Here is a 25,231-nt window from a genome sequence, read left to right as displayed (position 1 = left end):
CCGGCCGCCCGTCGCCGAGCGGATCGGTCGCCGCCGGCGCGCGGGTGCCCGGCACCGATCAGCCCCGCCCGTCGCGGGTCAGTACGAAGCCCAGCGTGTGCACCCCGGCGGCCCGCAGCCGCTCCACCAGCCGGCGCAGCTCGCTCTGACGGGTCCGGTCCCGTTCGACCACCACCACCGCGCTGCCCTGGCGGGCCACCGCGACCCCGCGCTCGTCGGACTCGGCCGGCGGCGCGTTGAACAGCAGCAGGGGTTGGTGGGCACCCTGCCGGAACGTGCCGATCAGGATCTGGCCGGCACCCACCCGGAGCGCACCGTCGGCCGCGTCCCGGCCGTTCGGCCCGCCCGCGGCGGTCACCGGCCGGGGCAGGGTGAGGGTGGCGTCCGGATCGGCCGGGACCCGCGTGCCGGCCGGGTAGGGCGAGGGCGCCGGCGGGCGGGCCCGATCCGCTCGGTGACCCCGTCGAGGTCGGCCGGTGGGCGCGGTTTCGGCAGGGGCTGCCGCGTCGGGTCCACGTACGCCGGCAGCCGCTCCCGGTCGGCGAGCACGGCGGCGCGCAGCCGGTCCAGCCGGCCGCTGTCGTCGGCGACGAAGACCTCCCGCCCGGCGACCGCGAGCGCGACGGCCAGCCGGGCGGTGATCGGGGTCGGGTCCTCCCGGGCGCTGAGCAGGGTGACCCGGGCCGGTTGGTGGATCCGCTCCGCGATGGCCATGGCGACGTATCTGATGTCGGCGTCCACCGGGCTGCGACGGCCGACGATGCCGCCCCGGCCCCGGACCGTGCCGAGCAGGTTCAGCCCGCTGGCGCGCCGCGCGTCGTCGGCCGAGCGGACCCGCCGGTCCACCGATTCCCAGGCGTACGCGAGCACCACGCCGACGAGCGCGCCACCGAGCAGACCCGCCAGCAGAACCAGGGCCTTTCGCCCGCCGCCGGGCGAGACCATCGCCGGCTCGGCGGCCCGGGTGACCCACCCGGGGTTGACGTCCACCGCCGCGATCTCACTGCGCGCCGAGTTCAACTGGGTCAGCTGACTGTTGAGGCCGGTGAGTTCGGCTGCGGCCGCGTCGCCGCTGTCCGGACCGGCCCTGGCCATCCGCTTGCGTACCGCCGCCTGCTGGGCGGCCACCTTGGCGATGCTCTCGTCGTAGGAGCGGAGCATCTCGTTGCGCTGGCGCTCGTACATCGAGCGCCGGACGTCCAGGTAGGACTCGGCGGCGAGGTTGACGTTGCGGACCGCCTCGTCGACCGAACGCGCGCCGTAGGAGAAGCGCAGGATCTGCCCGCCGGTCGGCACCTCGACCGCGAGAGCGTCGCGTACGTCGCCCTGGTCCTGCCCGTTGCGCTCGGCCAGCCGCCGCACCACCTCGGTCCCGGTGGCGATGCCGCTCTCCACGTTCATGTTCACCGCCCGGTCGGCGGCGGCCCCGCTGGGACTGAACGCGTCGGTGACGACCGGGCGGACCGCCACCACCGCGCTCGCGGTGTACCGGCCGGGCACCAGGACGAGGTATCCGAACATGGCGACGAGGCCCACCGCCGCGGTCGCCGCCACCAGCCCGATCCGGTGCAGCGGTACCCGGATCAGGTCGCTGAAGGTAAGCGTCCGCTCGGACGTGCCCTCGCCCACGGGCGGCGCAGCGGGCCACGGGCCGTGCGATGGGTCAGTCATGCTGCTTCACCGTCGGTCAGGTCTTTCGGTGCGGCGGTCTCCGTCGCGGCTCACTGCACGGAGAAGAACATCGATGGGGTGGCCCAGCTTAACCCCGCACTCGCGGGGCTGAGCAATGTGTTCTGGGCGCCGTCGGCGACCGGCGCGGGCGCCAGGGTCGGGTCGAAGGGAAGACTGCGCAGGTTGCCGTCGGTCGCGCCGTAGACGATCCGCCCGCCGACCCAGGCCAGCCCGCGCACCGACGACCACCAGATCGCGGTGGTGGGCAGGCTGAACTCGGTGGCACCGAGGTAGTTGCCGTCCGGCTCGAAGTACCGGTAGTACAACCCGTTCGCGCCGCTGCGCGTGTAGTAGAGCCGCCCGTCGAGATAGAAGGCACCGGTCAGCTGGGCCGGATTGAACCAGGCGTTGTAGCCGGAGGACTCCCATGGCACGCCGACGGTGCCGCCGGTGAACATCGAGATGTCGATCCGGCTACCGGTCGGCGTACCGGCCACCCGGTGCGACCAGTAGATCCGGTCGTCCACCCGCCAGGTCGCGCCCGCCTGGGTGTAGTTCGGCTGGCTGACCGTGGTGGCGGTGCCCAGCGAGGTGCCGTTGAACGGAACCTTCGCGAGTTGCCCCTCGCCGACGCCGAGATAGAAGTGACCGCTGGTCGCGGTGGGTGGGTTGCGCAGCACGACGGCGCGCCCGCCGGCCAGCGGGAAGACCCCGAGCCGGCCGTGGTACTCGTTGCCCATCCCGTCGGAGTTGTGCCCGAAGTACAGGCCGTCGCTGCCCCGCCAGAGCACCGGCACCTGGGAGTCCCAGTTGCTCGCGCCGGGCGGCAACGCGCTGCCGCCCCGACGGCCGGGGTTCCAGGCCACCGGCATGCCGGTGGCCGGGCTGACCGCGGCGATGCCGAGCCGGTCCACCGCGCCGGGCCCGGCCGCGTCGGTGGCGTGCGGATTGTTCAGCCAGCGGAAGTGCCCGCCGAGGTAGATGACGTTGTCGGCCACCTCGACCGAGGTGATCGTGTCATTGCCGGTGTAGTTGACCCAGGTACCCAGTTGGTCGCCGCCCCGGGCGGCGGTCTCGAAGCGGACCAGCGCGTCGCAGTAGGCGGCCGGCCAGCCCGCGCCGCCGTTGGTGCCGACCACGAACCAACTGCCGTTCCCGCCGAAGCGAACGTCCTGCACGTAGTGCGTGAACCGCTCCGGTGCCGCGCACGGCGGCACGAACTTCTCGGAACTCCAGTCGATCACGCTCGGCGTACCGGCGAGCGAGATGAGCGCCAGTTGGTTGCGGGGCAGGCCGTCGACGTACTGGAAGTTTCCCCCGGCGACCAGGGTGCGCCCGTCCGGGGTGATGTCGATGGTCCAGGCGTACGACCCGGTGCCGTGCCGGCCGACGGTCGCGTCGACGGTGAAGGCCGGGTCGACCGCACCGGTGGTGGCGTTCAGCCGGGCCAGGCCGGAGTGCGCGGCACCGTTGATCCAGTTGAAGGCGCCGGCCAGGTAGAGGTGATTCTGGTACAGCACCATGTCGCGGATCATCCCGCCGTCCGAACGGCCGATCCAGCTGGCGAGGGTCGCGCCGGTGGTGGGGTCGAGGGCCACCAGGTTGCGCCGGGCGACGCCGTTGACGTTCTTGAAGGCCCCGCCGACGATCAACGTGCCGCCCGGCCCGGCGACGAGGGAGTTGACCGCGCCGTCGAGCACCGGGAGGAAGGTGGTGGAGATCGTCCCGGTGGAGCGGTGGTACCCGAACAGGTAGGGCCGGGCGAGCCACGGCGAGCTGGCCGTCTGCCGGATCTGGGTGAAGCTGCCGCCGACGAAGACCGTCTCGCCCACCTGCGCGAAGGCACGGGCCTCTCCGTCGCGGGCGTGCGGGGTGTGGTCGGCCGGGTCGGCGGAGACCAGGGTGCCCGGCGCGGGCACCGGCACCACCGCCGCCGTGGCTGTCGCGGTGGGTACGGCCAACGCAGTCGCGACGGTCACCAACGCGATCACGCCGGCCCGGACCCGGCGACGGGCCGAATGCCACGGAAGGGGAATTCTGGGCACGCTACGCCTCCAGAGTGAACGACAATTCACTTAGCGTCCCCTGTCGGCCACGGAGGGCGATATCAGCCGATTGGTCGTTTAGCGAATCCGGAACCGGACACCGGTGCCGCCGCAACCTCGGCCCGACCCGGGCTCGGCAGCAGGTCAACGCCCTCTCGTCGGCTGCCGCAGGTAGCCGTCGCGCCCGGCGGCGGTGAACCCGGCCAGCGCCGCCGCGTCGTGGTTCATCCTCATGTCGCAGGTGCCCGTCGTCCGGGTCACCCCCGGCGAGTTGAAGTAGATCGCCGCCTTGATCTCGGGATGGGCGCGCAGTGCCGCCGGGAACTGCTCGAACCAGCGCCGCTTGGCGCTCGGGTCGCCGACGTCGAAGTTCGTGCCGAACTCGGCGAGCATCCTCGGCTTGCCCGCACCGATGCCCTGCTCGTCCAGCCAGCGGTAGAAGGGGCCGATGGTGTCGCTCGGACTCTTCCAGATCGGGTTGCCGGTGCAGGCGTGGAAGTTGTACGGATCCCAGGCCACCCAGTCGACGTAGCGGTCACCGGGATAGAGGTCGGCGTACCGGTGGTAGTGCCCGGACCAGCCCATCACCGTCCAGACCCAGACCGCGTTGTCGGCCCCCGCCGCCGCGAACCGGTCGTGCACGTGGCGCCAGGCCCGGACGAAGTCCGCGTCGCTGCCCTTGGCCGGCTCGTCCTCCGGCTCGTGGTCGAAGCCGAGGAAGACCGGAACCCCGGTGGCCCGGATCCGCCCGGCCACCGCGTCGATCGTCGCGTCGTACCGTCCGCTGTAGACGTCGCGCCAGGTCAGCACGGTGCCGGAGGAGAAGACCCGGGACTCCCAGGCGAAGAACATCAGCCGTCCCTCGCGCATCTGCCGCTGCTGGTAGGCATCCGGAAAGGCGCCGTTGCTGCCGGCGTCGGAGAAGTCGTGGTAGCGGTGCACGATGTCGAACCTCCGCCCGACCTGCTCCTCCACGTCGGTGATGGCCCGGCCGTGGTCCCAGGTCGCCGGGTCGGTCCGCGAGTACATCCCCCACCAGGCACCGCAGGAGGGCACCAGCTTCGCCGAAACCTCCCCGCACCGGTGCGCCCCCACCGACGCGGGCACGCTCCGGCTCGACGGTGCGTCCGCCCCGAGCAGCACCACCACTGCCACCGTCGCCCCCACCGCACCGAGCCCCCAGGCCCTTCTTCTCCGCACCCCCCACCCCCTGCGCCGAGACAACCGGATGTCCGAGTTCTGACCGGATCCGGTATCGAACAACTCCATCCTCGGATGAACAATGGTGGCACCGTGGCGAGATCAGCCGAAGTGGGTGCAACCTGATGGGTGATGTGGATCCGGACACCCGCGTGCGGGTCGTCGAGCTGCGAAGTGGACGCGAGATCAGCTGGGGCGACGGGCTGACGGAACGGTTGGGCCAGCGCGTCGACGACGTCCGCGCGGCGGTCGTCGACGGGGCCCGGGCCGTCGCGGCGAGCCTGCCCGAACTGGACGCGGTCGACGACTGGCGACTGACCGAGGTCTCCGCCACCTTCGGCGTCGCGCTCGTCGCGGAGGCCGGCGTCGTGCTCAGCAAAGCCTCGGCCGAGGCCACGTTCGAGGTGACGGTCACCTTCCAGCGCAGCTTATGACCGACGCGACCATCCTGTTGGAGCCGGACGGGCGGGCGTCCGGCAGCGCTTTCCTGTGTCTGCCGGAGGTCGCGGTCACCGCGGCCCACGTGCTGGCTGGCCGGCCGGCCCCGCAGATCCGGGTCCGGGCCGGCGGCCAACCGGCGGCGGTGCCGGTAGAGCGCGTCGAGTACGCCGCGGAACTGGACGTCGCCGTCCTGTGGCTGGCCACCGCGACCGCCCGCGCCCTCCGGACCGGCACCGGGGGCGTGGACACCAGGTGGATCGTGACCAGTCGGCCGGCCGCCAACGATCCGCAACTGAGCGGCCGGGTCGCCGCCACCCGCCGGGACATCGTCAACGCCGGCGGCGCCCCGGTGGCCATGCTCCAGCTCGACGTGGACCAGGCACTCGGCGACTTCGGCGGCTACTCCGGCAGCGCCGTGCGGCTGCGCGACCGCCCCGGCACCGTGCTCGGCGTCCTCAGCGAGCAGGTGCACAGTCGGCAACGCAACGCGGCGGGACGGACGGCGACCACCGTGCTCTACGCGGTGCCGATCGACACCGTCGTCAAGCGCTTCGGCCTGCCGCTGGCGCAGGACGCAGCCCCGCGTTTCGCCGAGGTCCGGGAGCGGCTCGGCGTACGCGACCCGGACGGCGCCGACCGGGTGCTGGCCCGGATTCCGACGCAGGCCCGCGACGCCGAGTTCTGGTTCTGGCGGGCCCGGGCGGCGCGGGCCCGGGGCAACTGGCCTGTCGCGGCGGCGTACCTGGACGAGGCGCTGGCGCATGACGGGCAGCACCCGCCGAGCATCTGCGCCAAGATCAGTCAGCTCCTGTTGACCAACGATCCGGCCGACCGGGCCGCTGCGGCGAGGCTTGTCGCGACGTCCCGCGGACTCGATCCCGAGCTGGACGCCTGGACCCGCTGCGTCGAGCGACACGGGCTCCTCGCGCCAGGAATCCGCTCCGAGACGGAACTGACCCGACTCTGTCCCCTACCCGAGTTCGACTCGCGCTGAGGAGGCTCCGATGTCCAGCACCGGCAAGCAAGGCGGCCCCGGCGTCCTCGTCGTCCTGTGGCCGTGCGACGAGTTCACTGACGACCCCCGACGCGACGGCGCGAGCAGGGGGAATCGGGATTTCGCCGACGCGCAGGGGTGGCAGATCGTCGGCGAGGTGACCGTGCCGGTATGCCCACACCCGAGGGGCCACCACGAGCACCGGGCCGTTGCGACGGCGACCTCCCACCGGATTCGTGAGCTCATGCGGGACCGCGACCGGACGCTGCTGTTCAGCCCATCGGAGGTGTTGCCGGCGTACGAGTGGCTCACCGTGCTGCGGGATCTTCCCGGAGACCCGGGAGAACAGGCGGACGACCTGTGGCGCGCATTCCTGCTGGACCTGCTTAGCGAGTCGCGGATCGAGATTCTCGGTTCCGGCGGCAGTTGGCAGTTGCCGTTACTCGAACGCATGCTCCGGCGGGACGACGCCATGTTGCCCGCGTTCCCGCGCGACGCCGGCATGCCCCTGGACGATGCCGACCTGCCCTTGGACGCTGCCAGCAGGCCCGATGATGATGATGATGATCTGTGGGAGGCGGCGGCCGAAAGCGTTCATCTCTATGCGCGGCGCAGGGCAACCGCCTCGGAGCTGGGCTACCGGCACCCTCGCGAGCACGGCCGCTCGGCGGGAGTCAGGGCGAACTCGTCGATGCGCAACGAGCCCCCGACGATGCTGCGGACCGGACCGTTGCCGCACGACGGTCTGTTCATCCGGCGGAACAACGCCTTCGGCACCCGGCCGGCGCTCGGCATCGCGGACCTGATCGACCAGGGTGTGCTCATCGACCAGACCCGCATCCGCTTCGACGACTTCATCGCGTCCGACACCGACCGCATCCCGGTGCCGGAGCCGGGCAGCGCGATCGCCGTGAGCCACGGCTCAACCGCCGTGCCCAGCTCGTTCACGGCGTACGAACAGACCACCCACCTGGTCGAGATCGCGTTGCGCGCCGGGGCGTCGGCGCCGTCGGGTCAACCGACCGGTACGCCACTGTCGGTGAACTTCGTCTTCGCCGTCGATGTCAGCTACTCGATGACGGGCGAGAAGCTCGACGACGCCATCGTCGCCATCCGCGAGCTGTACGCCCAACTCCGGGAGAGCGACGTGCTCGGCATCATCGTCTTCAACGAGCAGGCGCGCACCCTGCTGCGGGCGACCCGCAAGGCCGACCTTTCCGACGACCGGCTGGGACAACTCCTCGCCGGCCTGTGTGCCGCCGGCGGCACCGATCTCAACCTCGGGCTGTCGTTCGCGTTCGACGAGATCGAGCGCCACTCCGCAGCGGGCACGGTGAACCGCGTCTACCTCTTCTCCGACGGTGACCCGACCTCCGGCGAGACCAACTGGATCACCATTCGGGCAAATGTCGCCGCCCGGATGCGGGGCGACGTCACCCTCTCCTGCTTCGGCTTCGGCTCCGACGCCCGGGTGCCTGAGCTGCGCGCCCTGGCCGGGGTCAGCGGCGGGCACTGGAGCTTCGTCACGAAGGCGACCGACGTCACCAGCACGCTCTCGGAGGAACTGGCCCGGCGGGACGGCCTGGCCGCGATCAACATTCAGCTGCGGATCGACATCCCGCCGGAGACCACGGTCTGGCACATCTACGGCCACGATCTGGTCACCGACCCGGCGGGCCGGGCGGCGGTGCACGCCGAGGCCGCCGCGGCGCGGCAACGCTCCCGCGACGAGTACCGGGTCGAGAACCTGCCGGACCTGATCCGCGACGAGCACGGCATCCGCATCTTCGCCCCGGATCTTGCCTACGGTGAGACGTACTGGGTCGTGCTGGAACTCCAACTTCCCGACCCCGCATCCGCCGGAGCACTCGGCAGGGCGACCGTCCAGTACCTCGACACGCTCGCCCGCGACAACCGCCGCGTCGAGGTGGAGCTCGCCACGGCCGGTGAGCTCCCGGCGGAGACCGTCCTCACCCACGGCATCGGGCTGCGGACCAGCGAGGTCACCTTCTACGCGCTCGACGACCTCTACGAGGACGACAAGGAGAGCGCGACGCGACGCCTGAAGCAGCACGTGCAGACGTTGCGGGCCGCACAGAGCGCGGTGCCGTCGGCCCAACTCCGCGCCGACAGCGTCACCCTCGGCAAACTGGTGTCGCTCGCCAGCAATCTGGGCACCCGGCAGGCGTCGTTCGAGGGAGCGGGCGCACCGGTCGGCGTCTTCGCCTACGCCGTGCACACCTTGAACCAGTTCGGCCGGGCACGCGGCGGCCACCTCACCGCACGCGGGTTCGCCACCCGATGAACCGCCGCCGCAACGAGTGGCGCCGACTGACGGTCAGGGTCTGCGCAGGGCGGCCGACATCGCGGCACGCGGGGCAGGCACGCCGGTGAACTGTTCGAACTGGCCGATCGCCTGGGCCAGCAGCAGGTCCAGGCCGGAGACGATCCGACAGCCGGCCGAGGCGGCCGAGGCGGCCAGCGGGGTCGGCCAGGGATCGTAGATCGCGTCGAAGAGCACCGTCTCCGGCCGCCAACGCACCGTGCCGGCGAGTTCGTCGGCGGCGCCCTTCGGCACCGTGGAGATCACCACGTCGGCGTCGGCCAACGCCGGTGCCTCGGACCAGGACGCGGCGGCCAGGCGCAACGTCAGGGCGTCGGCCACCGCGGCCAACTCGGCGACCGCCTCGGGGCGGCGGCCCACCACGGCCACGCCCGCCGCGCGCAGCCGGGCCGCCGCCGCGAGAGCGGCCCGCGCGGTGCCGCCCGCGCCCAGCACGGTCACCGTCGCACCGGGACGTACGCCCGCCTCGGTCAGCACCTCGACCATGCCGCTGACGTCGGTGTTGTCCGCGTACCAGGAGCCGTCCGGGCGGCGTACCAACGTGTTTGCCGCACCCACCGCGGCGGCGACCGGCGACACCTCGGCGGCCACCCGCAGCGCGGCCTCCTTGCCCGGCATGGTCACCGACAGTCCGGCCCACTCCGGCCCCAGGCCGGCGACCAGATCCGGCAGTTCCGCCGCCGCGCACTCGATCCGGGTGTACGACCACCCGGTCAGGCCGGCGGCGACGTAGCCGGCATTGTGGATCGCCGGGGAGAGCGAGTGTGCGATCGGCTTGCCCACCACCGCCGCCCTGTGCACTGACCCGGCCACCGGCACTCCTCAACAGCAGGGGACAACGTCATCTAGCATCCAACGATGTCTGACAGCGGACTGCGGCATCGCATGGGAAAGATAACGCTCACCGTCCGGGGTCCGGATCGGCGGGCCCGCACCGACGCGGAGGTGACGGTCGCCCAGCAGCGGCACGCCTTCGGCTTCGGGAACATCGGCTTCGACTTCGTCGACCTGGTCGGCGGCGCTCGCCCTGATGGGCCCGCCCAGCCCTTCGGCGGTACGGACCAACCGGACCTGGACCGGCTCGGCGAGTTGTGGCTCAACCTCTTCAACACCGCGACCCTGCCGTTCTACTGGGGCAGTTACGAGCCGCGACGCGGCGCACCCGACACCGAGCGCCTGACGAAGACGGCGCGCTGGCTGGCCGAGCGCGGCGTGACGGTCAAGGGCCACCCGCTCGTCTGGCACACCGTGCAGCCGTCCTGGCTGCTCGGCCTCGACCTCGACGAGGTGGAACGGCTGCAACGGGTCCGCATCCGGGACCTGGTCGGCGGGTTCGCCGGCCTGATCGACACCTGGGACGCGATCAACGAGGCGGTGATCATGCCCGTCTTCGCCAATGGGGAGAACGCGATCACGCCGCTGGCCCGGGCCCGGGGCCGGATCCACCTGGTGCGGATGGCGTTCGAGGAGGCCCGCGCCGCCAACCCGGCGGCCACCCTGCTGATCAACGACTTCGACCTCAGCTCGGCCTACGAGTGCCTGATCGAGGGGGTTCTCGAAGCCGGCGTCCGGATCGACGCCATCGGGTTGCAGACCCACATGCACCAGGGCTACCCGGGCGAGGAACGGATGACGGAGTTGCTCGACCGGTTCGCCCGCTACGGCCTGCCGCTGCACCTGACCGAGACCACGCTGGTCTCCGGCCACCTCATGCCGGCCGAGATCGAGGACCTCAACGACTACCAGATCCCGCACTGGCCGAGCACCCCCGAGGGCGAGGCCCGGCAGGCCGAGGAGATTGTCCGGCACTACCGGTGCCTGCTCGCGCACCCCGCCGTCCGGTCCGTCAACTACTGGGGGCTCACCGACCGGGGCGCGTGGCTGGGTGCCCCGGCCGGCCTGGTCCGCGCCGACGGCAGCCGCAAACCGTCGTACGACGCCCTCGAAGCCCTGATCAAGGGCGAGTGGTGGCTACCGGCCACCACCATGCGCACCGACGCGGACGGCAAGCTCACCGTCGAGGGCTTTCTCGGCGACTACACCGTCGCCACCGGTGCGGGCACCGCACGCTTCACCATCGACGCCGCCGAGACCAGCGCAACTGTCGACCTGGCCTGACCGGCACGCGGCCCGGGGGGTGCCGGTCGTCACAGGACGCCGGCCTCCCGGGCCTTCGCCTTGTTCTTTTCGTGCTGCTGAATGGTCTCGGCGAAGGCAGAGTTGCCCTCCTTGTCGATGGCCACGAAGAAGAACCAATTTCCCTTAGGCGGATCCATCGCCCCTTCCAGGGCATCCTTGCCAGGGTTGTTGATCGGCGTCGGCACCAGGCCCCGCAGCTTACGGCTGTACGGCGTTGTCTCGTCCACCAACTCGTCCTGCGTCATCTGTGCCGAAGTCTTGGTCTTCTGGCCGGTCAACTCCAGGTAGTAGTTGACCGTGACATCCATCTCCAGGCAGTTGCAGGGGAATTCGCCGTAGACCCGGTTGTACGCGACTCGGGCAACCTTGCCGAGGTCCTTCTTGGTGCCGGCCTCGGCTTGGGCGAGCGAGGCCACGATCAACGCCTCGTACGGGCTGATCTTGCGTTCCTTCTGCACCCGGTCGGCGAACTCCATCTGCCCGGTGACGGTGAGGAAGTGGTCGACCATCTGCTTGAGGATGCTCTCGGCGGTGGCGTCCGGCGGGATCTCGTAGGTGTCCGGGAAGAGGAAACCCTCGATCGACTTCTTGGCCTTCTTGCCGTCGGTGCGCTCGAACCACCAGTCCGGTACGCCGAGCTTCTCCGGGTCCTTCGCGGCGGCCTCGAACTCCTTTACCGGAATTTCGGTGTGGTCGCTGAGCAGCTTGTAGACGCCCTTGGCGGTGCGCCCCTCGGGGATGGTGATGCCGTTGACGATCCGGTTGGCCGGATCGAGCATCGCGGCAAGTGCGCTCTCCCCGCTCATCTGCTTGCGCAGCTTGTAGGTGCCGGGCTGGATGTTGCGGCTGCGGGAGTTGTCGTTGGCGGCGTTGACGAACGCCTTGGTGCTCTTGACCACGTCGTTCTCGTAGAGCACGAGGGCCATGTCCGCCAGGAACGCGCCCTGCGGGATCTGGACGGTCACCTCCTCGGTGCCGTCGCCGTCGTAGTCCGGCGTGGTGAGGGCGTTCTGGATCCGGTCGAAGCCGTAGTAGGCACCACCGCCGATGCCGCCGAGCAGCACCAACGCCAGCAGCAGGGCCAGCACGGTCTTGCCCCGACCACCGCCGGAACGCTTGCGACCGCGCCGGTGCTTGCCCTTCTCCCCCCTCTCCCGCTCGTCGAACCCGAGATCCAGATCGTCCATCATCGCGTCCGCCTCCGCTGCGCATCCAGCCAGCTCTGCAGAATCTCCACCGCGGCGGCCTGGTCGACCACCGCGCGTTGTCGCCTCCCCCGGACACCCCGCTCGGCGAGCCTGCGACTCGCCACGACCGTGGACATCCTCTCGTCGGTAAGCGTCACCGGTACCGGCGATAACACATCAGCCAGAAGTCGAGCGTACGCCTTCACGTGCTCCGCTGCGGGTCCATGTTTACCAGCGAGGTTCACCGGTAGGCCCACCACCACCTCGACCGCCTCGTGCTCGGCGACCAGCGCGGCGAGTTCGGCGACGTCCGACGGCACCGCGTCTGACCTGGGGTTTTGCTCCCGAGCGAGGGTGCACAGCGGGGTGGCGAGCACCCCGTGCGGATCGGACCGGGACACCCCCACCCGGACCTGACCCACGTCCACGCCCAAACGCACGCCCCGGGACAACTCGGTCACACCACGTCACCTCCCCACCCAGACGGGTCAGGGCGGACCGGACTGGTCCGCCCTGACTCACCTCGCTGGTGACTCACGCCGCCCCGCTCACGCCTCGGCGATCGCCTTCTCGACCGTGAGCAGCAGCTTCGGCACCTCCGACTCGGGCAAACCGCCACCCTGGGCGAGATCCGGGCTGCCTCCGCCGCGACCGGAGAAGGCCGCCTTGACCAAATCGTTCGCGGCCAGCCCGCGGCCACGGGCGGCCGGGTTCACCGCCACCACCAGGGACGCCTTGCCGTTCGAGCGGGCCGCCACCGCGACCACGCCGGGTCGGGCCGGATCGATCCGGCCCCGGATCTCCTGGGCCAGGGTCCGCACGTCGTTGCCGGCCGCCCCCTCGGGCGCCTCGGTGCCGACGTACGCCACCCCGTGCACGTCCTTGGCCTGGGCCGCCAGCGCCGCCGCGCCGCCGAGCACCAGCTGGGCGCGCAGCTTCTCCAACTCCTTCTCGGCGTCGCGCAGCTGGGTGACCGTCTGCTCGACCCGGTCGGCGACCTGCTCGGACGGGACCCGGTACAACTCGGCGAGCCGGGCGACCAGCAGGTGCTCACGGGCCAGGAAGTTGAACGCGTCCATGCCGACAAGCGCCTCGACCCGGCGTACGCCGGAACCGATCGAGGACTCGGAGAGGATCTTCACCAGGCCGAGCTGGCCGGAACGGGACACGTGGGTGCCGCCGCACAGCTCGCGGGCGTAGTCGCCGACCTCGACCACCCGCACCTGCTCGCCGTACTTCTCGCCGAACAGCGCCATCGCGCCGATGCGGCGCGCCTCGTCCAGCGAGGTGATGAAGGCGTGCACCTCCAGGTCGGCCAGCAACACCTCGTTCACCTGCTGCTCCACGTCACGCAGCACGCTCGGGGCCACCCCGGTCGCGGTGTTGAAGTCGAACCGCAGCCGGCCCGGCGCGTTGAGCGACCCGGCCTGGGTCGCCGACTCGCCGAGGAAGTTACGCATCGTCTGGTGCACCAGGTGGGTCGCGGTGTGCGACCGGGAGATGGCCCGCCGACGGCTGGTGTCGATCTCGGCGTAGCCGGTCTCCCCCGCCCGCACCTCGCCCCGGATCACCCGGGCCCGGTGCACGATCAACCCCGGTACCGGCTGCTGCACGTCGAGCACCTCGACCTGGCCACCGCCGACCGTGATCATGCCGTGGTCGGGCTGCTGCCCACCGCCCTCGGCGTAGAACGGGGTGGTGTCGAGCACCAGCTCCACCAGGTCGCCCTCGACCGCCGCCGCGCGCGGCCCGTCGGCGCCGAGCACCGCGCGTACCGTCGACTCGCGGGTGACCTCGGTGTAGCCGGTGAAGGTCACCGGCCCGCCGCTGTCCAGCACCGAGCGGTACGCCGACAGGTCGGTGTGCCCGGTCTTGCGCGCCTGCGCGTCGGCCTTGGCCCGGGCCCGCTGGTCGGCCATCAACCGGCGGAAGCCCTCCTGGTCGACGTTGAGCCCCTGCTCGGCGGCGATCTCCAGGGTCAGGTCGATCGGGAAGCCGTACGTGTCGTGCAGCTGGAACGCCTTCTCCCCGGAGAGCGCCCGGCCGCCCGCGGTGCGGGTCTCGGCGATCGCGGTGTCCAGGATCGTGGTGCCGGCGCGCAAGGTGGCGAGGAAGGCGTCCTCTTCCGCGTACGCGTACGCCGAGATCCGGTCGAAGTCGGCGGCCAGCTCCGGGTAGGAGGGGGCCATGCAGTCCCGGGCCACCGGCAGCAGCTCCGGCAGCGCCCGCTCCTGCCAGCCGAGCAGCCGCACCGCGCGGATCGCCCGACGCATGATCCGCCGCAGCACGTACCCCCGGCCCTCGTTGCTCGGGGTCACCCCGTCACCGATGAGCATCAGCGCGGTACGCACGTGGTCGGCGATCACCCGCAGCCGCACGTCGTCGGGGTGCGACTGGTTGGCCGCCTGCCCGGAGTGCGCGCCGTACCGCTTGCCGGTCAGCTCCGCCGCCCGGTCCAGGATCGGCCGGACCTCGTCGATCTCGTAGAGGTTGTCGACGCCCTGGAGGATGGAGGCCATCCGTTCCAGGCCCATGCCGGTGTCGATGTTCTTCTTCGGCAGCTCACCGACGATCCGGAAGTCCTCCTTGCTCCGGACGTCGGCGATCTCGTACTGCATGAAGACGAGGTTCCAGAACTCCAGGTACCGGTCCTCGTCGACCTCCGGGCCGCCCTCCGCGCCGTACTCCGGGCCCCGGTCGTAGTACAGCTCGGAGCAGGGGCCCGCCGGACCCGGGATGCCCATCGACCAGAAGTTGTCCTTCTTGCCCCGACGCACGATCCGCTCGGCCGGCACGCCGGTACGCAGCCAGATGTCGTACGCCTCGTCGTCGTCCAGGTAGACCGTCGCCCAGATCCGCTCCGGGTCCAGCCCGAAGCCGCCCTGCTCGACCGGCTTGGTCACCAGGTCCCAGGCGAACGGGATCGCCCCGGCCTTGAAGTAGTCACCGAAGGAGAAGTTGCCGTTCATCTGGAAGAACGTGCCGTGCCGGCTGGTCTTGCCGACCTCGTCGATGTCCGGCGTCCGGATGCACTTCTGCACGCTCACCGCACGCGGGTACGGCGGCGTCTGCTGGCCCAGGAAGTAGGGGACGAACTGCACCATACCGGCGTTGACGAACAGCAGGTTCGGGTCGCTGATGGCGGGCAGCGGAGCGGACGGCACCACGGCGTGGCCGTTCGCCTCGAAGTGGGCGAGGTACCGCCGCTTGATCTCCGCCGTCTTCATCGCTGGTGTTCCTCCGGAAAGATTTCTCGGTCACCGATCCGCGGGTCGTCCCGCAGCTCGGCGAACTGGTCGTCGAACGCCTCGCCCTGGGCGAACGCCTCGTGAATCTGCTGCTCCCGCTCGACCATCGCGACGCGCACGTCCGCCACGAAGCTACGCAACTCCTCGACCAGACTGCCAGCGGATTGCGAGAGGTTGTCCGCGATGCCGGCCGGGGTGTACGCGTGCGCGGCCCGGGTCGCCTTGCGGACCACCACCACGCCGACGGCCAGTCCGATGCCCAGCCAGAACAGGCGCCTCATGCTCGTACCTCCGCCTTCGTCGCCGGTCAGCGGTTCCCGCGCCGGGCGGCGCGCCGCTGAGCCTTGATGGTGTCGCGGACCTCGCGCTCGGTCTCCGCGTGCCGGCGGGCGGAGGCGGCCTTGCGCACGCCGTAGCCGAACGCGGCCACCTTGACCAGCGGATTGGCCGCCGCAGCCGAGATCACGGTGACCAGGTTGGCGACGTTGGCGCTGATGTTCTGCGCGTGGCTGGTCATCGTGTCGACCTTGGCCAGTTGCAGGTTCACGCCATCGAGGGACGTCTGCACCTGCTCCAGCGTGACGTTTACGTTGCGGACGGTGGCGTTCACGTCACCGAGCAGCGGGCCGGTCCGGTCGTTGAGGTCGTTGATCATCCGGGTGGTGGCGTCCACGGTGTGCCGCAGCCGCAGGATGGGCAGCGTCAGGATCAGCACCAGCATCGCGAACGCGATCGCCGCGACCAACGCCGCGACCTCCAAAAAGCCCACGCCTGTCCTCCTCAACCAGGTATCTCGGGACCACGACGGCCCCGAGACGCACGACCGTCTCGCCCACGACAACCCCGGCAACCCGGATCAGCGCACCGGGCCACCAGAAGCAGACCCTACCGTCCGTGATGACGATCGGCTCAGGACGGTGGTGACGGGGTCAACTCGCCAAGCGGATCCTCGCCCAGCGTGGGGTAGGGGTCCACACCGGTCAGTGACGGGTCGGTGGTCGGTTGGGGCCGGGTCCGCTCGTCGTCGATCGCGTTACGCACCTTCACCGAGACCAACGAGCCGGGGCACTCCTCCGCCGCGGTCGACGGGTCCGGCTCCGGCACCACCGCCGGCTCGCCGTCCACCGGCGGTGGTACGCAGGCGGGTGCCCGGACCCAGAGGTCAAGGGTCAACTCGTCCCGCCGCCAGCAGGTGTAGCTCCCCTTCTCCTCCTGTTCCGGGCAGTAGGCCGGGGTCCACGGCTGCCAACCGTCGCGGGTCAGCGCGGCTTCGTACGCCTCGGCGGTCTCCTCCGGTGGCCGCTCGGAGTTGACGGTGCGCTCCCGCAGCCGGCAGTCGAGCAGACACCAGCGGCTGCCGCTGACGTCGTCGACCGGGTCGACCTCGGCCCAGGTCGGCACCTCCAGTTCGTCGAGCGAGACGAAGACCGGGTCCCGGTTCATCGCCTGTACGCCGAAGAACGCCGGCACCGCACCGAGCAGGAGCACGCTCACCAGCGCCAGGACGAGGGCCCGTACCCGAGGCTGGCCGACCGCCAGGCGGCGTGGTTCCGGGCCGGTGTCGGACGATTCGTTTGCGGACCGGTCGACGTCCGGCTGTTCCGCCTCGGTGGGCCGCCGCAGCGACGGTTCCGGACCGGGCCGCTGTCCGCTTGGGTCGACGACGGCCACGGCGGCGGCCCGGGCCACGGCCGGATTCTCGCCGGGACGCGACGGCGGGGGTACCGGTGGTCCGTCGCCGGACTCGGGGTTGCGGTGCGGCGGAGCCACCCGCCCGGCCAGCCTCTCGTCGGGCCGCGTCACCGGGGTGGCCGCGCGGGCCACCACCGGTGAGCCGGTCGGTTCGGCCCGCTCCCCGCGACGCCGGCCGGTCGGCCCGGCACCGGACCGGCCGGCGGGACAGCGCCCGGCCGGGCCGGACCGGCGTCCGGCCGAGCCGGGTCAGCCCCGGTGCGGGCCGCACCCCGGGCGGGGACCGAGGGCATGCCACCCGGGCGGCCGGTGCCGCCGACCGGAGCGTCGGGTCGGGCGGCACCGCGCGGCGGCCCTCGGCACGTGCTGGTCTCGCCGGTCCCGGCGGCATCCCGTCGGGCCGGGCAGCGCCGCGCGGCGGGCCGGGCGGCGCACCCTCGGGGCCGGCGGCTGCCCGGCCACGGCCACCGGGTGTCTCCGATCCGGGACGCCCGACCGGCGGCTCGTTCATCCCCGGCCCGGCACCTGGTGCTCCGGCCTCCGGCACCGGCCGACCTCGGCCGGTGGGCGGCTCGTCGGCGCGGCGCGGCGCGACGGCACCCGGACGACCCGGGCCGGGCTCGGCGGCGCGTCCGGCACCGGGCGGACGATTCGGCGGGGCGGCGGCGGGCGGCGGGCCGGCCGCAGCGCCGACGGGCGGCTCGGTACCGCGCTCACCGACCACCGGCGTGCCACCCGGCGGCGTACCGCCCGGGTGTCCCACCGGCACTCCGGGTGGGCTGGCCCGCCGTGCGATCGTCGGCAGTGCCGGGTCGGTGTGATGGGTACGCCCAGCCTGGCGCAGCCAGTCGGCCGGCCGCTCGGGGCGACCGGCGCGGCCGGGTCGGGGCACGGTCGTCCGGTTGTCGCCACCGGTCCGGGGCGGTCCCGGCGGCGGTTGCTCGGCAGCGGTCCGCCGCTCGTGGGTCGGCCGCTCTTCCGCGTCGCCAGCACGGCGGCCCCGGCCCAGCGGATTCGGCGCGTCCGCCGTCCGGTGCCCGACGACCGGCGTCTGCGGCTCGGTCCGGACATCGGGCATCGCTGCCTGCGGCTCGGTCCGGCCACGCGCCGGTACCTCGGTGCCGGCCCGGCCACCAGGCGCCGGTACCTCGGCGCTGGCCCGGCCGCCACGCGCGGGTGGTGCCGGCTCCGCCGGGGCGGCCCGACGGTCACGGCGTGCCGCAGCGGCGTCGGGCAGGGCAGCGGCACCGCCGGACGGCACCCCGGGATCGGCGGCGCGTTGCCGGAGAGCGGCACCACCGGCGGCTCCTGCTCGGGAGCGCGGCGGCGGCCGGCACGCCGGCCACCGGGCGGCCCGTCGGAGGGGCCGGGCGTGGTCGCCGTACCCGGTACCGGACGACCGGGACCCCGGTCCACCGGGTCCGTGCCGGGCGCGGGCTCGGCGGTGACCCGTCGGCCCCGGCGGCCGACCGGCGGTTCGGCGCGACCGGCCGGCCCACCCGCTGGCCCGGAGTTCGCCGGGACGCGGGCCGGGTCGACCCCGTCGGGCGTCGCCCGACGGGGCCCGGCGGGCCCGCCCTCGGACGGCCAACCGGGAATCTGGCGCGGTGCCGGCGGGCCCGACACGGAGCCGGCCGATTCTGCGGGTCCGGGGCGGCCGGGCACCGGGCCGGCGGGTGCCCCGGAGACAGGTCCGACGGGCGCACCGGAGACCGGCCCGGTCGGCGGGCCGGGGCGGGAACGTCGGGCGGGCGGCACGGCGTCGGCCGCCGGCCAGCCGCCGGGTGGGGTGTTCGGCGCGCCGTCGCGGCGTGCGCTGCCGGGGCCGGCCGGTGGCGGCCCGGGATACGGCGGGGCCGCGGGTGGCTGCTGCTGGGCGGCGGCGGGCACCGGCCCGGCGGGTGGCCGGGGGCCACCGGGGTTCGGCGGCCCAGCGGGAGTACGCGGATCCGCGGCACCCGGCCACGGACCATCGGGCCGGGCGCGGGGCGGTTCGGCGACTCCCCGACGCGGTGCCGGCCCGGTCGGCGGGCCAGCGCTGGGCTCGCCCGGTGCGGTACGGCTGGGCGGCATCGGCGCACGGGCGCCGGCAGGCGGGACCGCAGCGCCGGGATTCACCGGTGCCCGCCCGCCACCGGGACCCCCGGCGGGACGGCGCCACCGGGACCCCCGGCGGGACGGCGGCACCGTGGCCGCCCGGCACCCGACCACCGGGTGTCATCGGTCCACCCGGCGGGCGCGGGCCGCCGGGGCCGGTGGGCGGAACGGCTCCGCCGGGTGCCGTTTGTGGCCCGGGACCGGCCGGCGCACCCGGCGCACGAGCACCGGGCGGCACGGGCGGCATAGGACCGGTGCCCGGCGGCGCCGGCACCGGACGGCCCGCAGCTGCCGGACCCGGAGGCCCCGGCGGACCGGCGTGCTCCGGACCGGGCGGCCCCGCGAGACCCGGTCCGGGGCCGGGCGGCGGTTGCGGTGCTGCCGCACCCTCGGGCCCGAGATCGCCGCGCTGCTGCTTGGCCGAGCGCAGGTCGTCGATCCAGCCGAGGTCCTCGCCGCCGCCCGGTTCCTCCCGGGGGGCCTCGGACCTGCCCCGGCCCCAACGGCTGCGCTTGCCCCGCCGCTCGTCCGAGCCGTCCTCCGGTCGCTCCGAACCAGGCGATCTCACTGTTGACCCTTTCCGTCGGCGCTGTCACCGACCTGATCGGTCACGTCGACCTCGGTGGCCGTCAGCCGGCCACCGTCGGCTACGGACGGTGTCGGCCCCCGGCCGTTCGCCGTAGCTGCTTCCCGGTGCGCGGGGGTCGGCAAGCCGCGGACGATCCCACGCAGCAACGGCAGCCGGGTGGCCACCGCTCGCTCCGCGCCGTGCTGACTCGGCCGGTAGTAGTCGACGCCGACCAACTCGTCCGGTGCGTACTGCTGGCTGAGCACGCCCCGCTGGTCGTCGTGCGGATAGCGGTACCCGGTGCCGTGGCCGAGCCCGCGGGCACCGGCGTAGTGCGCGTCCCGCAGGCCACGGGGCACCGGGCCGCCCCGACCGGCCCGTACGTCGGCGATCGCGGCCCCGATCGCCGTGGTGGCCGAGTTCGACTTGGGCGCGGTGGCCAGATGGATCACGGCCTGGGCGAGGTTGAGCTGCGCCTCGGGCAGCCCGACGTACTCGACCGCGTGCGCGGCGGCGGTGGCCACACCGAGGGCGCCCGGGTCGGCCATGCCGACGTCCTCACTGGCGAAGATGACCAGGCGGCGCGCGATGAACCGGGCGTCCTCCCCGGCGACCAGCATCCGGGCCAGCCAGTGCAGCGCGGCGTCCACGTCCGAGCCTCGCATGCTCTTGATGAACGCACTTGTCACGTCGTAGTGGGCGTCACCCGCGCGGTCGTAGCGGACGGCCGCGGTGTCCACCGCCCGTTCGGCGGTGGCCAGGTCGATCCGCCCGGCGCCGAGCGCGATTGCCGAACCGGCGGCGGCCTCCAGCGCGGTGAGCGCCTTGCGGACGTCGCCACCGGCCAGCCGGACCAGATGATCCTCGGCCTCGGTGTCGAGGGTCAGCCGCCCGGCCAGACCCCGCTCGTCGGTCATCGCACGGCGCAGCAGGCCCCGCACCGCCGCATCGTCGAGCGGCTGGAGGGTGAGCAGCACGCACCGGGACAGCAACGGAGAGATGACCGAGAAGTACGGATTTTCGGTGGTGGCGGCGAGCAGCGTGACGGTGCGGTCCTCCACCGCCGCGAGCAGCGAATCCTGCTGGGTCTTGCTGAACCGGTGCACCTCGTCGATGAAGAGCACCGTGGGTGGGCCACCGGAACGCCGTTGCCGCCGGGCGGTGTCGATCACGGCCCGGACGTCCTTCACCCCGGCCGACAGCGCCGACATGGCGACGAAGCGCCGGTCGGTGGCCCCGGCCACCAGGTGGGCGATCGTGGTCTTCCCGCTGCCGGGCGGGCCCCAGAGGATTACCGACATGGGCGCATTGCCGGCGACGAGTTGACGCAGCGGCGCCCCGGGGGTGAGCAGGTGTTCCTGACCGACCAGTTCATCCAGGTTCGCCGGGCGCATCCGGACGGGCAACGGCGCGTCCGGCCCGACCGGAGTGAAGCCACCGACGCCATCGGAACCCGCCACCGCACTGGGCGCTGCGGCGGGCTCACCGAGGGTGAAGAGGGCATCAGACTCCATCAGGAGAACAGTACCGGGCTCGGCGGGCAGCGCCGGAATCGCGCCGCCAGCCGAGCCCGGGATGATCCCTTTCGGTCAGCCACGTCCCGGGCGGCGACCCCGGTACCAGCGCCCACCGCCACCGCCCGGGCCCCGGCCCACGCCGGCCAGGTAGAGCGAGAGCAGCAGCAGGCCGATCAGTACGAGGGTGTTCCAGTTGAACAGGTCCGGCGCTCCGAGCTTGGTGTCCAGCAGGTCCAGCAGCAGTGCGAAGCCGAAGACCACGGCGGCGGCGATGGCGAGCATGTCGTTCCTCCGGTGGGGGTTCCAGTAGGTCGGCGCGGGATGTACCCGAACGGTCCGCTCGTCAATCTCCACCGTGGATTCCCAGGCCCTGGGCCCGCCCGACTAGGCTGGCTTCATGATCGTCGCCGAGGAGGCCGTGGATGGGCGGGACGCCATCCTGGCCGCCGCGCAGCACCACCCGTTCGTCCGGCACTCGCTGCCGCCCGAGCAACCGGTCCGGGGCTGGCGACGCGACGACGCCCTCTGCTGGTTGCTGCCGGCCACCTTCCCGGGGCCGGTGGGCGGTGCGCTCGGGGCGCCGAACCGGGCGGTCGAGCTGGTCACCGCGCTGACCAGGGATCGGCTGGTCGATACCGGGCGGTGGGTGCACCTGCCCCGGTTTGACCCCGCGACGCTCGACGACCGGCTGGCCGGGGCCGCGTACGAGGACTGGGAATTTCTCTGGACCAGCACGGCACCGCCGCCACAGCCCGGCGAGGAGCGGGTGGTCCGGCTGGACGAAACCGACCACCCGGCACTCACCGCGTTGATCGAGCGGTCGTACCCGGCCAGCACCGTACGACCCGGCAGCCCCCGGGTGGTCGACTGGTACGGCATCCGGGACGGCGACCAGCTGATCGCCTGCGGTGCCGACTGCACCCGTGGTGACATCGGTTTTCTCGCCGGGCTGACCGTCGCGCCCGAGCATCGCGGTCGCGGCCTGGGCGCGGCGCTCACCACCGGGCTGACCCGGACCCTGTCGGCCCGGTACGACCTGGTGGCACTCGGCGTCTACCTGGCCAACACCGGTGCGCTCCGGCTCTACCGGCGACTCGGTTACACCGACTCGCTCGCCCTCACCTCGGTCCGCCTCGACTGACCGGCGACCGGCCCGCCGGTGCTGTCGACGTACCTGGCCTCGCGATCTTGCAGTTTTGGTCGGCAAATTGTCGCTGTTGTGGCATCTGCCGCGACACAAAGTGCAAGATCGGCGAGGTGGTGGGTGGGGCGGGGGCGGGCGTTACGGGTTGGGGGAGAGTAGTTCGGTTATGCCGCGTAGGCCGGTATTCAGCAGGGTGGTGGCGCGGGTGCTGTCGAGGCGGACCTCGGCGGGGCGGACCAGACCGAGTGCGGTGGCGGTGGTGGTGGTCAGGGCACCCGGATCGAGGCCCGCTTGCCGGGCCACCAGCAGACCCAGTTCCGCCCGGCTCACCGCGTCCGGGCCGGCCACGTTGAGCGGGCCGGCGTAATCCGAGGCGGCCAGTTCGAGCACGGCGGCGGCCAGATCGGTGACGTCGACCGGACAACGCAACTCGTCAGCGAAGAGGACACCCCGTCCGGCCAGCGCCTCCCGGCAGAGTCGGAGCTGCGGACTGCCCTCCCCCAGGATCAGCGAGGTACGCACCAGCACCGCCGACGGGTCGATCGCGCGTACCGCCGTTTCCGCGGCGGCCTTCGCCGCACCGTACGCGAAGACCGGGCTGGGCGGGTCGTCGTCCGCGTACGGCTCGGGACGCCCGGCGTGCAGCGCATCGCTGGAGACGTGCACCAGCCGGGCACCGGCCTCGGCGGCGGCGAAGGCGACGTTTGCCGCCCCGTCGGCGGTGACCGCCCAGCACTCGTACCGGTAGGAGGTGTTGATCACGGTGTCCGGGCGTACCTCCGCCACCAGCGCACGCACCGCGTCCCGGTCGGTGACGTCCACCCGCCGGACCTCGGCGCCCGGCACTCCGACCGCACCGGAATGACACGTCCCCACCACCGGCCGTCCCGTGGCGACGGCCTGCCGACAGACCTCCCGGCCCAGAAACCCGCTACCCCCCACCACCAGCACCCGCACGCCCCACCCCCTACGTCCCGTCGACCATGACGTTGTCGCCACGCCACGCCGGGCGGCCGGACGACAACTTCATGGTCAACGAGGAAGGTCGGGATCAGGTGGGGTCGGCTACCGGGGCGGCGGGGCCGGCGGTGCCCTGGTGGGACGGGGTCGGCTGGGGCTTGGGCTTGGCGTCGATGCCGGCTTCGGCACGCTGCTGGGTGGTGATCGGGGTGGGTGCGCCGGTAAGCGGGTCGAAGCCGCCCCGGGTCTTCGGGAAGGCGATCACCTCACGGATCGAGTCGGCGCCGGCGAGCAGCATGCAGACCCGGTCCCAGCCGAAGGCGATGCCGCCGTGCGGCGGCGGGCCGTAGCTGAACGCCTCCAACAGGAAGCCGAACTTGTCCTGCGCCTCCTCAGGCGTGATGCCGAGCAGGTGAAAGACCCGCTGCTGGACGTCACGGCGGTGGATACGGATCGAGCCGCCGCCGATCTCGTTGCCGTTGCAGACGATGTCGTACGCGTACGCCAGGGCCCGGTCCGGTGCCTCCTCGAACCGGTCGACCCACTCGGCGTTCGGCGACGTGAACGGGTGGTGCACGGCGGTCCAGCCGCCCTCGTCGGTCCGTTCGAACATCGGCGCGTCGACCACCCAGCAGAACGCCCAGGCACCCTCGTCGACCAGACCAGCCCGCCGCGCAATCTCGATCCGGGCCGCACCGAGCAGCTCCTGCGCCTCCCGGGTCTGCGCGCTGGCGGCAAAGAAGATCGCGTCGCCCGGCTTGGCGCCGACCGCGTCGGCCAGCCCGGCCAGGTGCTCGGCCGAGAGGTTCTTCGCCACCGGCCCGCGCGCCTCGCCGGTCTCCGCGTCGAGCACCACGTACGCCAGGCCCTTGGCACCGCGCGCCTTGGCCCAGTCCTGCCAGCCGTCCAGTTCCTTGCGGGTCTGCGCCGCCCCGCCGGGCATGACCACCGCGCCGACGTAGCCGCCCGCGTCGATCGCACCGGCGAAGACCCGGAACTGGGTGCCGCGCAGGTAGTCGGTCAGCTCGGTCAGCTCCACGCCGTAGCGCAGGTCCGGCTTGTCCGAGCCGTACCGCGCCATCGCGTCGTGCCAGGTGATCCGCGGGATCGGGCGGGGGATCTCGTGACCGGCCAGGTCGGACCAGAGGGCGGCGACGATCGCCTCGCCCAGGTCGATCACGTCGTCCTCGGTGACGAAGGACATCTCGATGTCGAGCTGAGTGAACTCGGGCTGCCGGTCGGCCCGGAAGTCCTCGTCGCGGTAGCAGCGGGCGATCTGGTAGTAGCGCTCCATCCCGCCGACCATCAGCAGCTGCTTGAACAGCTGCGGCGACTGCGGCAACGCGTACCAGCTGCCGGGCTGCAACCTCACCGGAACCAGGAAGTCGCGGGCGCCCTCCGGGGTGGACCGGGTCAGCGTCGGAGTCTCGATCTCCAGGAAGTCCCGCTCGTGCAGCACGGTGCGGGCGAGCTGGTTGGCCCGCGAGCGCAGCCGCATCGCCCGGGCCGGGCCGCTGCGCCGCAGGTCGAGGTAGCGGTACTTGAGCCGTACGTCGTCACCGGCCACCACCTGGTCGTCCACCGGCAGCGGCAGCGGTGCCGCCTCGGAGAGGACGTCCAGTTCGGTCGCGGTCACCTCGATCTCGCCGGTGGGCAGCTCCGGGTTCTCGTTGCCCCCGGGCCGCCGGGTGACCTCACCGACGACCTTGACGCAGTATTCGTTGCGCAGCGCGTGCGCGTCCTCCTCGCGGAAGACCACCTGCACCACGCCGGAGCCGTCACGCAGATCGACGAAGATGACACCGCCGTGGTCGCGCCGGCGGGCCACCCATCCGGCAAGCGTCACCGTGGTGCCGGCATCCGTCGCGCGCAGGCTGCCGGCGTCATGGGTACGGATCACGACGTGCGTCCCCCTCGTCTACTGAACGTCTGTGCTCCCGCATTCTGCCCGCCCCCGCCGCCGGGGTGTAAGGAAGGGCCCCCT

Annotated in this window: 19 protein-coding genes and 1 pseudogene; 5 read left to right on the top strand and 15 right to left on the bottom strand. The window is 72.6% G+C overall.

Translation table 11 applies throughout. The features are described from left to right. Window positions 1–58: 58 nt before the first annotated feature. From QQG74_RS11920 to QQG74_RS11910, 3 genes and pseudogenes are all read right to left on the bottom strand, one after another. A pseudogene (locus tag QQG74_RS11920) lies at window positions 59–1,671 on the bottom strand (lipopolysaccharide biosynthesis protein). Window positions 1,672–1,721: 50 nt separating this feature from the next. Next, window positions 1,722–3,662, bottom strand: a complete 1,941-nt coding sequence (locus QQG74_RS11915) for a hypothetical protein (protein WP_341721212.1) — start codon at window positions 3,660–3,662, stop codon at window positions 1,722–1,724. Between the two features lie 198 nt (window positions 3,663–3,860). Beyond that, the gene (locus QQG74_RS11910; protein ID WP_341720350.1) at window positions 3,861–4,916 is read right to left on the bottom strand and encodes a hypothetical protein; all 1,056 of its coding nucleotides are present in this window, start codon (window positions 4,914–4,916) and stop codon (window positions 3,861–3,863) included. A gap of 125 nt (window positions 4,917–5,041) precedes the next feature. On the opposite strand from QQG74_RS11910, the gene QQG74_RS11905 reads away from it, so the two are divergent. From QQG74_RS11905 to QQG74_RS11895, 3 genes are read left to right on the top strand one after another with little or no spacing between them, the layout of a single operon-like run. Continuing rightward, on the top strand, window positions 5,042–5,350 hold the full coding sequence (locus QQG74_RS11905; protein ID WP_341720349.1) for a CU044_2847 family protein: 309 nt from the start codon (window positions 5,042–5,044) through the stop codon (window positions 5,348–5,350). After that, the gene (locus QQG74_RS11900) at window positions 5,347–6,351 is read left to right on the top strand and encodes a hypothetical protein (protein WP_341720348.1); all 1,005 of its coding nucleotides are present in this window, start codon (window positions 5,347–5,349) and stop codon (window positions 6,349–6,351) included. The genes QQG74_RS11905 and QQG74_RS11900 overlap by 4 nt, the downstream gene beginning before the upstream one ends. A 10-nt stretch (window positions 6,352–6,361) precedes the next feature. Next, window positions 6,362–8,656: a VWA domain-containing protein gene (locus QQG74_RS11895; protein ID WP_341720347.1), complete on the top strand. Its 2,295-nt coding sequence runs from the start codon at window positions 6,362–6,364 to the stop codon at window positions 8,654–8,656. A gap of 33 nt (window positions 8,657–8,689) precedes the next feature. Here QQG74_RS11895 and QQG74_RS11890 read toward each other — a convergent pair whose 3' ends face one another. Continuing rightward, window positions 8,690–9,508, bottom strand: a complete 819-nt coding sequence (locus tag QQG74_RS11890) for a shikimate dehydrogenase (protein ID WP_341720346.1) — start codon at window positions 9,506–9,508, stop codon at window positions 8,690–8,692. Window positions 9,509–9,553: 45 nt separating this feature from the next. Here QQG74_RS11890 and QQG74_RS11885 point away from each other — a divergent pair, with 45 nt between their 5' ends. Continuing rightward, window positions 9,554–10,813 carry an endo-1,4-beta-xylanase gene (locus tag QQG74_RS11885; protein WP_341720345.1) on the top strand — a complete coding sequence of 420 codons (1,260 nt, stop codon included), beginning with the start codon at window positions 9,554–9,556 and terminating at the stop codon, window positions 10,811–10,813. Between the two features lie 29 nt (window positions 10,814–10,842). Here the strand turns inward: QQG74_RS11885 and mltG are convergent, their stop codons facing one another. From mltG to QQG74_RS11840, 9 genes are all read right to left on the bottom strand, one after another. Then, window positions 10,843–12,024 carry an endolytic transglycosylase MltG gene (gene mltG, locus QQG74_RS11880; protein WP_341720344.1) on the bottom strand — a complete coding sequence of 394 codons (1,182 nt, stop codon included), beginning with the start codon at window positions 12,022–12,024 and terminating at the stop codon, window positions 10,843–10,845. Beyond that, a complete protein-coding gene (gene ruvX / locus QQG74_RS11875; protein WP_341720343.1) occupies window positions 12,021–12,482 on the bottom strand; it encodes a Holliday junction resolvase RuvX in 462 nt (153 codons plus the stop codon). Before ruvX ends, mltG begins: the two co-directional genes overlap by 4 nt. A gap of 87 nt (window positions 12,483–12,569) precedes the next feature. After that, window positions 12,570–15,248, bottom strand: a complete 2,679-nt coding sequence (gene alaS / locus QQG74_RS11870; protein WP_341720342.1) for an alanine--tRNA ligase — start codon at window positions 15,246–15,248, stop codon at window positions 12,570–12,572. After that, complete coding sequence (locus QQG74_RS11865) at window positions 15,245–15,550, bottom strand: hypothetical protein (protein ID WP_341720341.1); 306 nt, start codon at window positions 15,548–15,550, stop codon at window positions 15,245–15,247. Before QQG74_RS11865 ends, alaS begins: the two co-directional genes overlap by 4 nt. Before the next feature lie 26 nt (window positions 15,551–15,576). Continuing rightward, window positions 15,577–16,038 carry a DUF948 domain-containing protein gene (locus tag QQG74_RS11860; protein WP_341720339.1) on the bottom strand — a complete coding sequence of 154 codons (462 nt, stop codon included), beginning with the start codon at window positions 16,036–16,038 and terminating at the stop codon, window positions 15,577–15,579. A 140-nt stretch (window positions 16,039–16,178) separates the two neighbouring features. Then, a complete protein-coding gene (locus QQG74_RS11855; protein WP_341721211.1) occupies window positions 16,179–16,892 on the bottom strand; it encodes a hypothetical protein in 714 nt (237 codons plus the stop codon). A 576-nt stretch (window positions 16,893–17,468) separates the two neighbouring features. Beyond that, window positions 17,469–17,678: a hypothetical protein gene (locus QQG74_RS11850; RefSeq protein ID WP_341720338.1), complete on the bottom strand. Its 210-nt coding sequence runs from the start codon at window positions 17,676–17,678 to the stop codon at window positions 17,469–17,471. A gap of 1,944 nt (window positions 17,679–19,622) precedes the next feature. Next, window positions 19,623–21,140, bottom strand: coding sequence for a replication-associated recombination protein A (locus QQG74_RS11845; protein WP_341720337.1), 1,518 nt, complete (start codon window positions 21,138–21,140; stop codon window positions 19,623–19,625). A 75-nt stretch (window positions 21,141–21,215) separates the two neighbouring features. Continuing rightward, a complete protein-coding gene (locus tag QQG74_RS11840; RefSeq protein WP_093404409.1) occupies window positions 21,216–21,425 on the bottom strand; it encodes a hypothetical protein in 210 nt (69 codons plus the stop codon). A 115-nt stretch (window positions 21,426–21,540) separates the two neighbouring features. Between QQG74_RS11840 and QQG74_RS11835 the strand changes: the two genes are divergently transcribed. Continuing rightward, entirely contained in the window at window positions 21,541–22,284 is a 744-nt protein-coding gene (locus QQG74_RS11835) for a GNAT family N-acetyltransferase (protein WP_341720336.1), read from the top strand. A gap of 141 nt (window positions 22,285–22,425) precedes the next feature. On the opposite strand, the gene QQG74_RS11830 is transcribed toward QQG74_RS11835, so the two are convergent. Both QQG74_RS11830 and aspS read right to left on the bottom strand, forming a co-directional pair. Continuing rightward, on the bottom strand, window positions 22,426–23,244 hold the full coding sequence (locus tag QQG74_RS11830; protein WP_341720335.1) for a sugar nucleotide-binding protein: 819 nt from the start codon (window positions 23,242–23,244) through the stop codon (window positions 22,426–22,428). 94 nt (window positions 23,245–23,338) lie between these two features. Beyond that, the gene (gene aspS, locus QQG74_RS11825) at window positions 23,339–25,147 is read right to left on the bottom strand and encodes an aspartate--tRNA ligase (RefSeq protein WP_341720334.1); all 1,809 of its coding nucleotides are present in this window, start codon (window positions 25,145–25,147) and stop codon (window positions 23,339–23,341) included. Between the last annotated feature and the right edge of the window lie 84 nt (window positions 25,148–25,231).

Origin of the sequence: Micromonospora sp. FIMYZ51, assembly GCF_038246755.1 — a bacterium.
Lineage (GTDB): Bacteria > Actinomycetota > Actinomycetes > Mycobacteriales > Micromonosporaceae > Micromonospora.
This window is presented reverse-complemented; position numbering and strand designations above follow the sequence as displayed.

Bases quoted from the DNA above. Each gene is read 5' to 3' on its own strand.
- QQG74_RS11895 (WP_341720347.1), top strand. From the start codon at position 6,362: ATGTCCAGCACCGGCAAGCAAGGCGGCCCCGGCGTCCTCGTCGTCCTG.
- alaS (WP_341720342.1), bottom strand. From the start codon at position 15,248: ATGAAGACGGCGGAGATCAAGCGGCGGTACCTCGCCCACTTCGAGGCG.
- mltG (WP_341720344.1), bottom strand. From the start codon at position 12,024: ATGATGGACGATCTGGATCTCGGGTTCGACGAGCGGGAGAGGGGGGAG.
- QQG74_RS11905 (WP_341720349.1), top strand. From the start codon at position 5,042: ATGGGTGATGTGGATCCGGACACCCGCGTGCGGGTCGTCGAGCTGCGA.
- QQG74_RS11835 (WP_341720336.1), top strand. From the start codon at position 21,541: ATGATCGTCGCCGAGGAGGCCGTGGATGGGCGGGACGCCATCCTGGCC.
- QQG74_RS11840 (WP_093404409.1), bottom strand. From the start codon at position 21,425: ATGCTCGCCATCGCCGCCGCCGTGGTCTTCGGCTTCGCACTGCTGCTG.
- QQG74_RS11845 (WP_341720337.1), bottom strand. From the start codon at position 21,140: ATGGAGTCTGATGCCCTCTTCACCCTCGGTGAGCCCGCCGCAGCGCCC.
- QQG74_RS11885 (WP_341720345.1), top strand. From the start codon at position 9,554: ATGTCTGACAGCGGACTGCGGCATCGCATGGGAAAGATAACGCTCACC.
- QQG74_RS11865 (WP_341720341.1), bottom strand. From the start codon at position 15,550: ATGAGGCGCCTGTTCTGGCTGGGCATCGGACTGGCCGTCGGCGTGGTG.
- QQG74_RS11900 (WP_341720348.1), top strand. From the start codon at position 5,347: ATGACCGACGCGACCATCCTGTTGGAGCCGGACGGGCGGGCGTCCGGC.